This is a genomic window from Pseudomonas sp. B21-048 (assembly GCF_024748615.1).
Lineage (GTDB): Bacteria > Pseudomonadota > Gammaproteobacteria > Pseudomonadales > Pseudomonadaceae > Aquipseudomonas.
Genome location: NZ_CP087168.1, coordinates 2837623 through 2850643 on the forward strand (window position 1 = coordinate 2837623; position 13021 = coordinate 2850643).

At 58.1% G+C, this 13021-nt stretch carries 17 protein-coding genes; 9 read left to right on the forward strand and 8 right to left on the reverse strand.

The window, feature by feature from the left end:
• Positions 1–177: 177 nt before the first annotated feature.
• Entirely contained in the window at positions 178–699 is a 522-nt protein-coding gene (gloA, locus tag LOY56_RS13300) for a lactoylglutathione lyase (protein ID WP_030131431.1), read from the forward strand.
• A 102-nt stretch (positions 700–801) separates the two neighbouring features.
• Here the strand turns inward: gloA and ahpF are convergent, their stop codons facing one another.
• The 3 genes from ahpF to LOY56_RS13315 all read right to left on the reverse strand — a co-directional run bounded on the left by ahpF (position 802) and on the right by LOY56_RS13315 (position 4132).
• Positions 802–2364 (reverse strand): alkyl hydroperoxide reductase subunit F, encoded by a 1563-nt coding sequence (gene ahpF / locus LOY56_RS13305; RefSeq protein WP_258622536.1) that lies wholly within the window; start codon positions 2362–2364, stop codon positions 802–804.
• Positions 2365–2491: 127 nt separating this feature from the next.
• On the reverse strand, positions 2492–3055 hold the full coding sequence (ahpC, locus tag LOY56_RS13310) for an alkyl hydroperoxide reductase subunit C (RefSeq protein WP_038983195.1): 564 nt from the start codon (positions 3053–3055) through the stop codon (positions 2492–2494).
• Between the two features lie 138 nt (positions 3056–3193).
• Entirely contained in the window at positions 3194–4132 is a 939-nt protein-coding gene (locus LOY56_RS13315; RefSeq protein ID WP_258622537.1) for a site-specific integrase, read from the reverse strand.
• 178 nt (positions 4133–4310) lie between these two features.
• On the opposite strand from LOY56_RS13315, the gene LOY56_RS13320 reads away from it, so the two are divergent.
• Positions 4311–5330, forward strand: a complete 1020-nt coding sequence (locus LOY56_RS13320; RefSeq protein WP_258622538.1) for a DNA-binding protein — start codon at positions 4311–4313, stop codon at positions 5328–5330.
• Here the strand turns inward: LOY56_RS13320 and gorA are convergent.
• Positions 5327–6685, reverse strand: a complete 1359-nt coding sequence (gorA, locus tag LOY56_RS13325) for a glutathione-disulfide reductase (RefSeq protein ID WP_258622539.1) — start codon at positions 6683–6685, stop codon at positions 5327–5329. The genes LOY56_RS13320 and gorA overlap by 4 nt on opposite strands.
• A gap of 129 nt (positions 6686–6814) precedes the next feature.
• Positions 6815–7654 carry a UTP--glucose-1-phosphate uridylyltransferase GalU gene (galU, locus tag LOY56_RS13330; RefSeq protein WP_007900040.1) on the reverse strand — a complete coding sequence of 280 codons (840 nt, stop codon included), beginning with the start codon at positions 7652–7654 and terminating at the stop codon, positions 6815–6817.
• A 233-nt stretch (positions 7655–7887) separates the two neighbouring features.
• Between galU and LOY56_RS13335 the strand changes: the two genes are divergently transcribed.
• Positions 7888–8100 (forward strand): hypothetical protein, encoded by a 213-nt coding sequence (locus tag LOY56_RS13335; RefSeq protein WP_050683079.1) that lies wholly within the window; start codon positions 7888–7890, stop codon positions 8098–8100.
• Positions 8101–8225: 125 nt separating this feature from the next.
• Positions 8226–8507 carry a hypothetical protein gene (locus LOY56_RS13340; RefSeq protein ID WP_258622540.1) on the forward strand — a complete coding sequence of 94 codons (282 nt, stop codon included), beginning with the start codon at positions 8226–8228 and terminating at the stop codon, positions 8505–8507.
• Here LOY56_RS13340 and LOY56_RS13345 read toward each other — a convergent pair whose 3' ends face one another.
• Together LOY56_RS13345 and LOY56_RS13350 are read right to left on the reverse strand one after the other, a co-directional pair.
• The gene (locus LOY56_RS13345) at positions 8508–8738 is read right to left on the reverse strand and encodes a hypothetical protein (RefSeq protein WP_007935641.1); all 231 of its coding nucleotides are present in this window, start codon (positions 8736–8738) and stop codon (positions 8508–8510) included. It abuts the gene before it with no gap.
• Between the two features lie 72 nt (positions 8739–8810).
• Entirely contained in the window at positions 8811–9167 is a 357-nt protein-coding gene (locus LOY56_RS13350) for a hypothetical protein (RefSeq protein ID WP_038983190.1), read from the reverse strand.
• A 212-nt stretch (positions 9168–9379) separates the two neighbouring features.
• Between LOY56_RS13350 and LOY56_RS13355 the strand changes: the two genes are divergently transcribed.
• The 5 genes from LOY56_RS13355 (at position 9380) to ada (ending at position 12550) form a co-directional block, all read left to right on the forward strand.
• A complete protein-coding gene (locus tag LOY56_RS13355; protein WP_038983189.1) occupies positions 9380–9682 on the forward strand; it encodes a DUF1883 domain-containing protein in 303 nt (100 codons plus the stop codon).
• A gap of 28 nt (positions 9683–9710) precedes the next feature.
• A complete protein-coding gene (locus LOY56_RS13360; protein ID WP_162232616.1) occupies positions 9711–9881 on the forward strand; it encodes a hypothetical protein in 171 nt (56 codons plus the stop codon).
• A 127-nt stretch (positions 9882–10008) separates the two neighbouring features.
• The gene (locus tag LOY56_RS13365) at positions 10009–10719 is read left to right on the forward strand and encodes a 2OG-Fe(II) oxygenase (protein ID WP_258622541.1); all 711 of its coding nucleotides are present in this window, start codon (positions 10009–10011) and stop codon (positions 10717–10719) included.
• Positions 10709–11389: a DNA oxidative demethylase AlkB gene (gene alkB / locus LOY56_RS13370; RefSeq protein WP_258622542.1), complete on the forward strand. Its 681-nt coding sequence runs from the start codon at positions 10709–10711 to the stop codon at positions 11387–11389. Before LOY56_RS13365 ends, alkB begins: the two co-directional genes overlap by 11 nt.
• Positions 11390–11476: 87 nt before the next feature.
• A complete protein-coding gene (gene ada / locus LOY56_RS13375; RefSeq protein ID WP_258622543.1) occupies positions 11477–12550 on the forward strand; it encodes a bifunctional DNA-binding transcriptional regulator/O6-methylguanine-DNA methyltransferase Ada in 1074 nt (357 codons plus the stop codon).
• On the opposite strand, the gene LOY56_RS13380 is transcribed toward ada, so the two are convergent.
• Positions 12514–13002, reverse strand: a complete 489-nt coding sequence (locus tag LOY56_RS13380) for a GyrI-like domain-containing protein (RefSeq protein ID WP_258622544.1) — start codon at positions 13000–13002, stop codon at positions 12514–12516. The genes ada and LOY56_RS13380 overlap by 37 nt on opposite strands.
• Between the last annotated feature and the right edge of the window lie 19 nt (positions 13003–13021).

The window sequence follows — 13021 nt, forward strand, 5'->3', positions numbered from 1 at the left end:
TTGAGGGGCAAAGTCTGAGCCTCACCCGACTGCCAGGCAAGCCTGCGGTTTTGGTTTGGCGATGCCAGAGCCCTTGCGTATCATTGTGAGCTTTAGGGGAGTTCTCAATCAGTTTCCCCGCCGCGGCGGGGAAAACTGATTGAGCCCCCCTAGCCCCACTTGTTTTCCGGAGGGCCCATGAGCCTGCACGAACTCAATACATTTCCCGGTGTGACCGCCCAACCCGACACCGCCACCCAGAAGTTCGTTTTCAACCACACGATGCTGCGGGTCAAGGACATCACCCAGTCGTTGGATTTCTACACCCGCGTCCTGGGTTTCTCGCTGGTGGAAAAACGCGACTTCCCGGAAGCCGAGTTCAGCCTGTATTTCCTGGCGCTGGTCGATAAAAACCAGATCCCGGCCGATGCCGCGGCTCGCACCGAGTGGATGAAATCGATCCCCGGCATTCTCGAACTGACCCACAACCACGGCACCGAGAACGACGCGGATTTCGCTTACCACAATGGCAACACCGACCCTCGCGGCTTCGGCCATATCTGCATTTCGGTGCCAGATATTCGCGCGGCATGCGAACGCTTCGAAGCGCTGGGCTGCGATTTCCAGAAACGCTTGAACGACGGTCGCATGAAGAGCCTGGCCTTCATCAAGGACCCGGATGGTTACTGGGTCGAGATCATTCAGCCTGCACCGATGTAAGCCCCACCGCAGAACCGATCGTTCCCACGCTCTGCGTGGGAACGATCAGACACAAAAAACCCCATGATCACTCATGGGGTTTTGTGTTTTCAGCGTCGGCGCTTATGCAGGCGCCGATGTGCGGATCAGGTGATCGAATGCGCTCAGGGAAGCCTTGGCGCCCTCGCCCACCGCAATCACAATCTGCTTGTACGGCACGGTGGTCACGTCACCGGCTGCGAACACGCCAGGCATCGACGTTTCACCACGGGCATCGACGATGATCTCGCCGCGCGGCGACAGCTCGATGGTGCCTTTGAGCCAATCGGTGTTAGGCAACAGACCGATCTGCACAAAGATCCCTTCCAGCTCGACAGTGCGCAACTCGTCCGACTGACGATCCTTGTAGCGCAAGCCGTTGACCTTTTGGCCATCGCCGATCACTTCAGTGGTTTGCGCACTGGTGATCACGGTGACGTTCGACAGGCTGTGCAACTTGCGCTGCAACACCGCGTCGGCACGCAGTTGTACGTCGAACTCCAGCAGCGTCACATGGGACACGATACCGGCCAGGTCAATGGCCGCTTCGACGCCGGAGTTACCGCCACCAATCACCGCCACACGCTTGCCTTTGAACAGCGGACCGTCACAGTGCGGGCAGTACGCCACGCCCTTATTGCGGTATTGCTGCTCACCGGGAACGTTCATTTCACGCCACCGGGCACCGGTCGCCAAAATCACAGTCTTGGCTTTCAAAGAGGCGCCGCTGGCGAAATGGATTTCGTGCAGTTCGCCATTTTTGCCCGGCACCAGCTTGTCGGCGCGTTGCAGGTTCATGATGTCCACGTCGTACTGCTTGACGTGTTCTTCCAGTGCCACGGCCAGTTTCGGCCCTTCAGTTTCCTGCACCGAGATGAAGTTCTCGATGGCCATGGTGTCGAGCACCTGACCACCAAAACGCTCCGCCGCCACACCGGTGCGAATGCCTTTACGAGCAGCGTAGATCGCCGCCGAAGCACCGGCCGGGCCACCGCCGACGACCAGTACATCAAAGGCTTCTTTGGCGCTGATTTTCTCGGCCTGGCGCTCGATGCCACGGGTATCGATCTTGGCGAGGATTTCTTCGAGGCCCATGCGGCCCTGGCCGAAGTTGACGCCGTTCAGGTAAATGCTTGGCACAGCCATGATCTGGCGCTCGTCGACTTCAGCCTGAAACAGCGCGCCGTCGATGGCGACGTGGCGGATGTTCGGGTTCAGCACAGCCATCAGGTTCAATGCCTGGACCACGTCCGGGCAGTTCTGGCAGGACAGCGAGAAGTAAGTCTCGAAGTTGAACTCGCCTTTGAGCGAGCGGATCTGCTCGATCACTTCGATACTGGCTTTCGAGGGGTGGCCGCCGACTTGCAGCAGGGCCAGCACCAAGGACGTGAATTCGTGGCCCATCGGGATACCGGCAAAACGCAGGCTGATATCGGCCCCTGGGCGATTGATCGAGAACGATGGTTTACGCGCATCGTTACCGTTGTCGAGCAACGTAATCTGGGTGGAAAGACTGGCAACGTCTTTGAGTAATGCGAGCATTTCCTGGGATTTCGCACCGTCGTCGAGGGAGGCAACGATCTCGATCGGCTGGGTGACCCGTTCCAGGTACGATTTCAACTGGGCTTTAAGATTGGCGTCCAACATACGGGCGATTTCCTTTTTAATCATAAGACATAAAAAAACGCCCGAGCGAATCTCGCCCGGGCGTTTTTGAGGGCGGTTGCAGCTTACTTAGATGCGGAAACCCGCCCTGATGATGCGATCCACGGACTTAGATCTTGCCGACCAGGTCCAGGGACGGAGCCAGAGTGGCCTCGCCTTCTTTCCACTTGGCTGGGCAAACCTGGCCTGGGTGAGCAGCAACGTACTGAGCAGCCTTGATTTTGCGCAGCAGCTCGGAAGCGTCACGGCCTACACCGCCGTCGTTGAGTTCAACGATTTTGATCTGCCCTTCAGGGTTGATCACGAAGGTGCCACGGTCAGCCAGACCGGCTTCTTCGATCAGCACGTCGAAGTTGCGAGAGATAGCGTGAGTCGGGTCGCCGATCATGGTGTACTGGATTTTGCCGATGGCTGGCGAAGTGTTGTGCCAGGCAGCGTGGGCAAAGTGGGTATCGGTAGAAACGCTGTAGATCTCGACGCCCAGTTTCTGGAACTCGGCGTAGTTGTCAGCCAGGTCTTCCAGTTCGGTCGGGCAGACGAAGGTGAAGTCAGCTGGGTAGAAGAACACGACAGACCACTTGCCTTTCAGGTCAGCGTCCGACACTTTTACGAAGTCGCCATTTTTGAAGGCGTCAGCTTTGAACGGTTTAACTTGGCTGTTGATGATAGGCATCGATGACTCTCCGTCAGGGGTTAAGAAGTTGATGAGGTGAATCCTACCCAGTCGATCGCCGGTTGGCTCATTGGCAAACCTGATGCTGCTGATTGGTTTTCGCTATTAGCCGACAGTATTAATAGAAGAAAACGTGATCTACGGCGCCAACGGCTTTTCAGCGATGCGGGTCATCCCGAGAAACGGGCTGGCTTCAACATAGCGCATGGCCGACTTCATATCCTTCCAGCCCACGTAATTCATCAACGACTTCAAATCCCAACCGCTCTGATGAGCCCAGGTGGCAAAGCCCCGGCGCAAGGAGTGACTGGTGTAGTGCTCGGCCGGAATGCCGGCGCGTTCCAGCGCCTGACGCAACAACGGAATCACGCTATTGGCGTGCAAGCCCTCCTCGCTCAGATGGCCCCAGCGATCGATACCCCGGAACACCGGGCCGCGGACCAACGCAGCTTCAGTGATCCATTGGATATAGGCCTGCACCGGACACAAGCGCTGCAAGGCTGGCGTCTGATACGTCTGGCCAAGGTTCTCGCGATCGCTCTTGCTGCGAGGCAGGTAGAGGGTGATGCCTGAGCCGGCGCTGGCCCGCACATGTTCAATCTGCACGCGGCACAACTCATCGCTACGGAAACCGCGCCAGAAGCCCAGCAGGATCAGCGCCGTGTCACGTCGGGCCCGCAGCAAACCCGGTTGATCGCCCTGCGCCTTGGCGGTTTGCGCTTCCTGCTCCAGCCAGGCCACCACTTGCTCCAGATGCTGAAGCTGCAACGGCTCAGCCTGTTTTTCCTGGGCCGGGTGCAGCGCGCGAATGCCCTTGAACACTTTGCGCACCACGGGCGCCTTGGTGGGATCGGCGAAACCCTGACTGTTGTGCCATTGCGCCAACGCGGACAAGCGCAACTTCAAGGTATTGATCGACAGCACACCTGCGTGAGCCACGAGATAGCGCGCAACGCTGTCACTGGTCGCCGGCAGGAACCCGCCCCAACTGACTTCAAAATGCTCGATGGCCGCGCGATAGCTGCGACGAGTGTTGTCGCGCGTGGCGGCTTGCAGGTAGCGATCCAGATCAGTCATAGGCTCAGTTCTCGAAAACGTACCGCTCTGGCGGGCGAAACCCGGATTACAGCGCATCACACGGGGTAATACCAGTATATCCCGCATGATTAATCATAGAATTTTTAACTTTATCATTAGCATGGTACATTGCTTATAATAGTGGTACGTACCACAGTATCAAATCGTAGGAGAACACATGGCACGTGGCGGCGTAAACAAGGCTCTGGTGCAGGCGGCACGCTCGGCAATCCTCGCCCGGGGCGAACACCCGAGCATCGATGCGGTGCGGATCGAGATGGGCAATACCGGTTCAAAAACCACAATCCATCGCTACATGAAGGAGCTCGATGACGGTGTCGAGCCCATTCAAGCACCTTCCGAACCTATCGACGATGAGCTGACAAGCCTTGTATCGCGCTTGGCGCTACGTCTGAAAGAACAGGCGCAAGAACCCATCGATCAGGCACGCGCACAGTTCGAGCAACAACGAAAAGAACTGGAAACCCAACTGCATGAGGCCCGCGAGGCCAATACCGAATTGCATCAGCAATACGAAATTCAAAGCCTGGCATTGACCCAAGAGTCTGCGGAACTGCAAGACACCCGCTCCATGCTGCAAACCGAGCAAACCCGCAACGCCGGACTGAACCAGGCACTGGCGGATTACGAATTACGCTTGCAGGACAAGGACGAGCAGATTCGCTCACTGGAAGAAAAACACCTGCACGCCCGCGAGGCATTGGAACACTACCGCAACGCGGTCAAGGACCAACGCGAGCAGGAACAGCGCCGCCACGAAGGTCAGGTGCAGCAGATTCAGATGGAGTTGCGTCAGGCGCAGCAAAGCGCACTGGTACGCCAGGATGAAATCACCCAGCTGCATCGAGACAACGAGCGCTTGCTGACTGAAAATCGCGGAACGCTGCGGGAGTTGAGCCTGTCGCAAGAGCAACTCAAGCACACCAACAGCCGACAAGATCAACTGCTGGAACAGGTCAACCGTATCGACAGCGAGCGCACCCTCCTCCAGGAACGCTTGCGTATTGCCATGCTGGAAAGCCAGTCACTCAAGCAGAACATCGACGAACAGTCGCACATCAACAAAGCGCTGGAAGTTGAACTGATCAAGTTGCAGGCAAGCGTGGATGAAAGCGCGCGCCTGGCCGCTGTCGTTGCGACAGGGCCAGACGCATCAGCCTCGCGTAAGGACGATTAACCCGCGACTGGCGTACGCATGGTGACGAACTCTTCGGCGGCCGTCGGATGCACGCCGATGGTTTCGTCGAAATCGCGCTTGGTCGCGCCCGCCTTCAGTGCAATCGCCAGCCCCTGAACAATCTCGCCGGCATCCGGACCAACCATGTGGCAGCCCAAGACCTTGTCGGTCTTGGCGTCCACCACCAGCTTCATCAAGGTGCGCTCCTGGCATTCGGTCAGGGTTAGCTTCATCGGCCGGAAACGGCTTTCGAAGATCACCACATCGTGCCCGGCCTCCCGCGCCTCCTCTTCGGTCAGGCCGACGGTACCAATGTTCGGCAAGCTGAACACGGCGGTCGGGATCATCTTGTAATCCACCGGGCGATATTGCTCGGGCTTGAACAAACGTCGTGCCACGGCCATGCCTTCGGCCAACGCGACCGGCGTCAATTGTACGCGACCGATCACATCGCCCAGGGCCAGGATCGATGGCTCTGCGGTTTGATACTGTTCATCGACCTCGACAAAACCTTTCTTGTCGAGTTTGACGCCAGTGTTTTCCAGCCCCAGGTTGTCGAGCATCGGACGCCGGCCGGTGGCATAGAACACGCAATCCGCCTCCAGTACGCGACCATCCTTGAGCGTGGCTTTCAGGCTGCCATCGGCTTGCTTGTCGATGCGCTCGATGTCGGCATTGAATTGCAGGTCCATGCCGCGCTTGGTCAGTTCTTCCTGCAAATGTTTGCGCACCGCACCGTCGAAGCCGCGCAGGAACAGATCACCGCGATACAGCAGCGTGGTCTCGGCACCCAGGCCGTGGAAAATCCCGGCAAACTCCACCGCAATGTAACCGCCACCGACCACCAGAACACGCTTGGGCAGCTCTTTAAGGAAGAACGCCTGGTTGGAACTGATCGCGTGCTCGTGCCCCGGAATCTCCGGGATCTGCGGCCAGCCACCGGTAGCAATCAGGATATTCTTGGCGGTATAGCGTTTGCCATCGAACTCGACGGTATGCGGATCGACGATTTTCGCGTGACCTTCATGCAAGGCCACGCCGCTGTTGACCAGCAGATTGCGGTAGATGCCGTTCAGGCGATTGATCTCGCGATCCTTGTTGGCGATCAGCGTCGCCCAGTCGAACTTCGCCTCGCCCGGGGTCCAGCCGAAACCTTGCGACTGCTCGAAGTCTTCAGCGAAGTGCGCGCCATAGACCAGCAATTTTTTCGGCACACAGCCGACGTTCACACACGTACCGCCCAGATAGCGGCTCTCGGCCACGGCGACTTTCGCGCCGAAACCGGCCGCAAACCGTGCAGCCCGTACACCGCCGGAACCGGCGCCAATTACATACAGGTCAAAATCGTAGGCCATTTCTTTCTCCTTGGCAGGTCACCAGCATACCTGCGGGCGGCCTTTGGGCAAGCGTTGCAAACTATCTGGGGCCGGAAAAAGAAAAAGCCACCCGAAGGTGGCTTTTCAATACAAGCAGCTCAGGCGCTATCAGTAAGCCTTGCCAGTCTTGTAGAAGTTCTCGAAGCAGAAGTTGGTCGCGTCGATGTAGCCTTCGGCGCCACCGCAGTCGAAACGCTTGCCTTTGAACTTGTAGGCCATGACACAGCCGTTTTGTGCCTGCTTCATCAGGGCGTCGGTGATCTGGATTTCGCCGCCCTTGCCTGGCTCGGTTTGCTCGATCAGGTCGAAGATGTCCGGGGTCAGGATGTAACGGCCGATGATCGCCAGGTTCGACGGTGCATCTTCAGGCTTTGGTTTTTCAACCATGCTGTGAACGCGGTAGATGTCATCGCGGATCATCTCACCGGCAATCACGCCGTACTTGTGAGTTTCTTGCGGGTCGACTTCCTGAATGGCCACGATCGAGCAGCGGAACTGCTTGTACAGCTTGACCATCTGGGTCAGTACGCCGTCGCCCTCAAGGTTGACGCACAAGTCGTCCGCCAGTACCACGGCGAAAGGTTCGTCGCCGATCAGTGGGCGGCCCGTCAGAATTGCGTGGCCCAGGCCTTTCATTTCAGTCTGGCGCGTGTAGGAGAACGAGCATTCGTCGAGCAGCTTGCGGATGCCGACCAGGTATTTTTCCTTGTCGGTGCCCTTGATCTGGTTTTCCAGCTCATAGCTGATGTCGAAGTGGTCTTCCAGGGCGCGCTTGCCGCGACCGGTAACGATGGAGATTTCGGTCAACCCGGCATCCAGTGCTTCTTCGACGCCGTACTGGATCAGTGGCTTGTTTACCACCGGCAGCATTTCTTTGGGCATGGCTTTAGTCGCTGGCAGGAAGCGAGTACCGTAACCGGCTGCTGGGAACAAGCATTTCTTGATCATATAAGTCCTTGAAAGGGCTGTGTGTACGAGTTTCGGCGCAGTCTAATCAGGCGGCGCGCACCTTACAATGCCCCGCGCTGGCTAACCGCTGCCATCATAGAGAAATAAACCGGCGAATAGTTCAATCGCCTTCCGGTTCGACGGATCGAGCGGTCCCACTCTACGCCCATGAGCGCCGTTTGCGTGCATTTGACGTATCATGGCCGCCTTGATCCCGCCAACGAGGCAGTTATATGTCGGCAGCACAAAACGCAAACGGTTATTCGGTCAGCCAGGACGAGGACGGTCAGTGGTGGATAGTCAATTACCACGGCGAACAGGTCGCTGGCCCATTGCCCAGCAAGGCGATGGCGGTGGAAGTGGCTGCGGTGTTCCAGGACGACCGCTCTGCCCCGGCCGCACCCCGTGAAGCAGCGCCAGCTCGGAGCCCCCGCCGCAAGAAATGACCAGGACCGGCCCCGGCAAATGCCGTTCGAGCATTGAACGGGGGCTCGGTGATGGGTTTATCTGTACCGAAATGGCCATTCGCTATACCCTCGCGCCAGCCCTTCCCTTCCCGATGACTGATTCCATGAAAACGATACTGGCGCTGTTTGCAGTTCTTGCCTTGGCGGGCTGTGCCTCGGCTGAAAAAACCTACCTGAACAATGGTGAACAGGGGCTGACCATCGATTGCTCCGGCGAGGCCAATTCCTGGGCCACCTGCTACGAAAAAGCTGATGCCTCTTGCGCCGGCACCGGCTATCGGATTGTCGGTACCGATGGCACACCTTCGCCTGAGGAAAGCGACAAGACCCTGGGCGTCGACGTCGGCAACTACAAAAACCGCAGCGTGGTGGTGGTCTGCAAGTAGCTACATGTGAATTTCAGCGAATTTGATCCCGAGCCCGCGCACAGTCTCGATTAAATCGTCGAGGCGACTGAAGGACTCGACTTCATCGTTGTCATCCACCAGGAAAAAACTGCGCCCGGCGCTTTTCTTGAAAAACACGATCCATTCCCCCGGATTCGCCGGGTTCTGAATCACGTGGGTGGCAGAGATATGACCCTCTGCATGGCGCTCCCGCACCTGCTCTCGCTTCATGCTTGACTCCAGAAATGACAATGCCGTCAAAGCGCGACTTTGACGGCATCGATGCTGACCGGGGGTAGTTTATCAGCCGGATATGCACGCGGTGGCGGCATTGCGCACATCCCATGGGCGCAAAGGCACATTGGAGATGCGTTCATGCAGCTTGATGCTGCTGCCGCCGGAGCGGTCTTCAATTTCAAATACCGCTGCCGGCCCCGAGGAGAACTTCTGCGGCACGATAACCCGCACGCCTTCCTTGTGCGGCTCGACTTGCAGCGCTCCACGGCTTTCGGCCAGTTTCTCGACCAGGCACTGCGCGTACTCATGGGGTTTCTTGCCTGAAATCACGCTCATAGTGGGCAGCGACTCATTGATGTCCGAGACACTCGCACACCCACCCACTGCCAATGCCAACGGCACGACCAGAACACCCCACTTCATACAAAACCTCCGATAAAGACCCTCCGACAGCACAAATACTGTTTTTCTCCGAGGCTCATTGCTTTTATCGCTCATAGAATTCCGAATAACTGTTTTTAATTGTCAAAGCGGACCCCGACAGCCGGATAATAACCTGTTCGGGCTGATAAACTGCGCTAATCGCCCATGCTATCGTTTTGATTTTGTAGAAAAAGCCCTTCTGGAGGCGCCTCATGAAATTTATCCACCAGCGCGAGCACCTCAACGAAGACGACATCGTCGTCATTCAGTGCTCCCAAATGTGCAACATCCGCTTGATGAACGACGCCAACTTCCGCAGCTTCAAGAATGGCGGCCGTCACACTTACCACGGTGGCGCATTCGACACCTTCCCGGCCCGCATCACTGCGCCGAGCACTGGTTTCTGGAACATCACCATCGACATGGTCACCCGTCGGCCGATCAGCGTGACCCGCAAGCCGAGCCTGACGCACTCGATCAAGATCATCCGCCGCTCCAGCTCGAAACTGAGCTGAGCCCACACGAAAACAGGCAGGTATGACCGTGGCCCAGACGACCAAATACGTCATCAAATACAAACTCAACGGCGAGCGCCGCTTTGAATTCGCCCAGCTGGAGAACGGCACGGAAGAAGAAGCCAAGGCTGCACTCGACGTCATTCATGGCCAGACTGAAGATGTCATCAGCGAGATCAGCGTGAGCAAAGCGTTGTAAAGCGATCTGGAGCGACAACATGGACGTCTGCTCCCCTTTCGAATTCGACCGCAAGCGCCGGAGTGCCCACTCCCGCAACGCTCACTAAACTGGCCGCCTCGACCTTTTGGTCAAGGAGTCAGACCCCTTGTTTACCGACCCGATTCACAATGATGCCCTCGACTGGGCCGCCTTGGAGCAGCAACTCGACCAGGATGGCTGCGCCGTTATCAGGTCGTTTTTAAGCCCTGAGACCTGCGATGAAATAAGCGCCCTGTACGACCGGCCCGAGCCCTTTCGCTCGAAAGTGGTGATGGCTCGGCACGGTTTTGGCCGAGGTGAGTACAAGTACTTCAAGTACCCGCTGCCAGATCCGGTGGCCCGGTTGCGTAGCGCGTTCTACCCTCGACTGGTTCCAATCGCCAATCGCTGGCACGAATCCATGGACCTGTCGACCCGCTTCCCCGAATCGCACGAAGCATTTTTGCAACGCTGCCATGCCGCCGGTCAGGAACGCCCGACACCTTTGTTGCTGCAATACGGCCCGCAGGACTACAACTGTTTGCATCAGGATCTGTACGGCGAACACGTCTTCCCGCTGCAAGTGGCGATTCTTCTGTCAGAACCGGGAGAAGACTTCACCGGCGGTGAATTTGTGCTGACCGAACAACGCCCACGGATGCAGTCACGCCCGCAAGTCATCGGCCTGAAGAAAGGCGACGCGTTGATTTTTGCCGTGAATCAGCGCCCGGTAAAAGGCGTTCGCGGCTATTACCGGGTGACCATGCGTCACGGGGTGAGTCGCCTGCACAGTGGAAAACGGCATACCCTTGGAATCATCTTTCACGATGCGTTATGACCCCATGAGCCCGATCACCCTCGATTTGTTTGCCGATGCCGAACCCGAGCAACAACCCAGGCGCGAGCAAATCGGCGAACAATCCTACGTGCTTAGAGGCTTCGCCCTGCCGTGGTTCGACCGGTTGCTGCCGGCGCTGGAGGCGGTTCTGGCAGCCGCGCCCTTTCGGCAAATGGTCACGCCTGGCGGCTTTACCATGTCGGTGGCACTAAGCAGTTGCGGCACCTGGGGCTGGACCACCGACCGCAGCGGTTACAAGTACACCCGCAACGATCCGCAAACCGGCCTGCCCTGGCCTGAAATGCCCGAGGTGTTTTTCGAGTTGGCGCAAGCGGCGGCGCAAGAGGCAGGGTTTATGGGTTTCGTACCGGATTCCTGCTTGATTAACCGCTATGTCCCTGGTGCCAGGATGTCGTTGCATCAGGACAAAGACGAAGGTTCCTACGCGGCACCCATTGTGTCGGTGTCCTTGGGGTTGCCGGCCACATTCCTGTTCGGCGGCTTCGAACGCAGCGCCAAAAGCCAACGCGTGCCGCTGATGCACGGCGATATTGTGGTCTGGGGCGGCGTGGACCGTTTGCGTTATCACGGCGTATTGCCGATCAAGGAGGGTTATCACCCTCAGCTGGGCGAACAACGGATCAACTTCACCTTTCGTACCGCTGGATGAAACCGTTGAATTCGACCGCAAGACCCGGAGTGTGGCGTCTCTGCCGGCTGGTTAATCTGCATGAAACGGGTCAACGGACATGAAGCCATGACAACTCATTCGAAAAATATCGCCACCGAAAACGATCCTCGCTGGGCCGCCGTGGTCGCACGCGATCCCCGCGCCGACGGGCATTTTGTGTATGCGGTGAAAACCACTGGCATCTACTGCCGCCCCAGCAGCCTGGCACGCTTGCCGAAACCGCAGAATGTAGAATTCTTCGACACCGCCGAGCAAGCTCAGGCGGCAGGTTATCGTCCCAGCAAACGGGCCGCGAAGGATCAAAGCGACGTCGCCGCACAGCACGCCACGACCGTGGCCGCCGCATGCCGTCACATTGAATCCGCCGAGACGTTGCCGGCGCTGAATGAACTGGCGGACGCCGCTGGCCTAAGCAGTTTCCACTTCCATCGCGTGTTCAAGGCCATTACCGGCCTGACGCCCAAGGGCTACGCCACCGCCCATCGCTCACGCAAGGTTCGCGAGCGTCTGGCGGACGGCGGCACGGTCACCGACGCGCTGTATGACGCCGGATTCAACTCCAACAGCCGATTCTATGAGGCCGCGGATCAAGTGCTGGGCATGACGCCTAGCGATTACCGTGCGGCCGGACAAAACAACGACATTCATTTTGCCGTCGGCCAGTGTTCTCTGGGAGCGATTCTGGTGGCGCAAAGTGAGCGCGGTGTCTGCGCGATTCTGTTGGGGGACGACCCGCATCAATTGGTCTGTGATCTGCAGGACAAGTTTCGCCGCGCCAACCTGATTGGCGCCGATCATGAGTTCGAGCAGTTGATCGCTAAAGTGGTGGGTTTTATCGAAGCCCCGGCGCTCGGCCTGGACTTGCCGCTGGACGTACGTGGCACGGCATTTCAGGAACGGGTGTGGCAAGCGCTGCGGGACATTCCTCTCGGCAGCACCGCCAGTTATGCCGATATCGCCCAGCGCATCGGCGCACCGAAAGCCGTGCGCGCCGTGGCCCAGGCCTGTGGCGCAAACAGCCTGGCGGTGGCAATCCCTTGCCATCGCGTGGTGCGCAGCGACGGCAACCTGTCGGGCTATCGCTGGGGCGTGGAGCGCAAGCGTCAGTTGCTGGAGCGAGAAAACGCGGCTGAATCCTGAATGCCGATATAGACCGCCACGGACTCCGGACCAGTGTAGACCTCGAAGTCCGTGGCGAACTTGCGGCGAACCTGCGGGTTATCCTCGAAGTAAGCCCAGACCAGGCCCCACGTCTGAATGACGCTGTCGGGCATCGGTCCTTTGGCGCTGAACACCAGGTAATCGCCGCCCTCAACCTGAATCTGCGCAAAGTTTTCGGAGGACGCGGTAACCGCCGCACCCGCGGTCACATCGAACTGGCCCGAAGCATCGGACTCGTAGTTGGAATAGACGCCGTACATAAACGAATCCGGCTGTTTGTGGGCGATCTTGTCGAAAACGTCCTCAACGAAAAATCGTTCCCACATAGGGCCGATACGCGCGGTATCTGGCTGCTGCTCTGCGACATTGAGGGTTCGCACCTGCAAACCCGAGACGCTAAAGGGCAGCACTTCACGTAGCTTTACATCCATTGTCGCTATTTCCTTGTTT

Coding starts and splice junctions, on each gene's coding strand:
- gloA (WP_030131431.1), top strand. CDS start 178: ATGAGCCTGCACGAACTCAATACATTTCCCGGTGTGACCGCCCAACCC.
- ahpF (WP_258622536.1), bottom strand. CDS start 2,364: ATGTTGGACGCCAATCTTAAAGCCCAGTTGAAATCGTACCTGGAACGG.
- ahpC (WP_038983195.1), bottom strand. CDS start 3,055: ATGCCTATCATCAACAGCCAAGTTAAACCGTTCAAAGCTGACGCCTTC.
- LOY56_RS13315 (WP_258622537.1), bottom strand. CDS start 4,132: ATGACTGATCTGGATCGCTACCTGCAAGCCGCCACGCGCGACAACACT.
- LOY56_RS13320 (WP_258622538.1), top strand. CDS start 4,311: ATGGCACGTGGCGGCGTAAACAAGGCTCTGGTGCAGGCGGCACGCTCG.
- gorA (WP_258622539.1), bottom strand. CDS start 6,685: ATGGCCTACGATTTTGACCTGTATGTAATTGGCGCCGGTTCCGGCGGT.
- galU (WP_007900040.1), bottom strand. CDS start 7,654: ATGATCAAGAAATGCTTGTTCCCAGCAGCCGGTTACGGTACTCGCTTC.
- LOY56_RS13335 (WP_050683079.1), top strand. CDS start 7,888: ATGTCGGCAGCACAAAACGCAAACGGTTATTCGGTCAGCCAGGACGAG.
- LOY56_RS13340 (WP_258622540.1), top strand. CDS start 8,226: ATGAAAACGATACTGGCGCTGTTTGCAGTTCTTGCCTTGGCGGGCTGT.
- LOY56_RS13345 (WP_007935641.1), bottom strand. CDS start 8,738: ATGAAGCGAGAGCAGGTGCGGGAGCGCCATGCAGAGGGTCATATCTCT.
- LOY56_RS13350 (WP_038983190.1), bottom strand. CDS start 9,167: ATGAAGTGGGGTGTTCTGGTCGTGCCGTTGGCATTGGCAGTGGGTGGG.
- LOY56_RS13355 (WP_038983189.1), top strand. CDS start 9,380: ATGAAATTTATCCACCAGCGCGAGCACCTCAACGAAGACGACATCGTC.
- alkB (WP_258622542.1), top strand. CDS start 10,709: ATGCGTTATGACCCCATGAGCCCGATCACCCTCGATTTGTTTGCCGAT.
- ada (WP_258622543.1), top strand. CDS start 11,477: ATGACAACTCATTCGAAAAATATCGCCACCGAAAACGATCCTCGCTGG.
- LOY56_RS13380 (WP_258622544.1), bottom strand. CDS start 13,002: ATGGATGTAAAGCTACGTGAAGTGCTGCCCTTTAGCGTCTCGGGTTTG.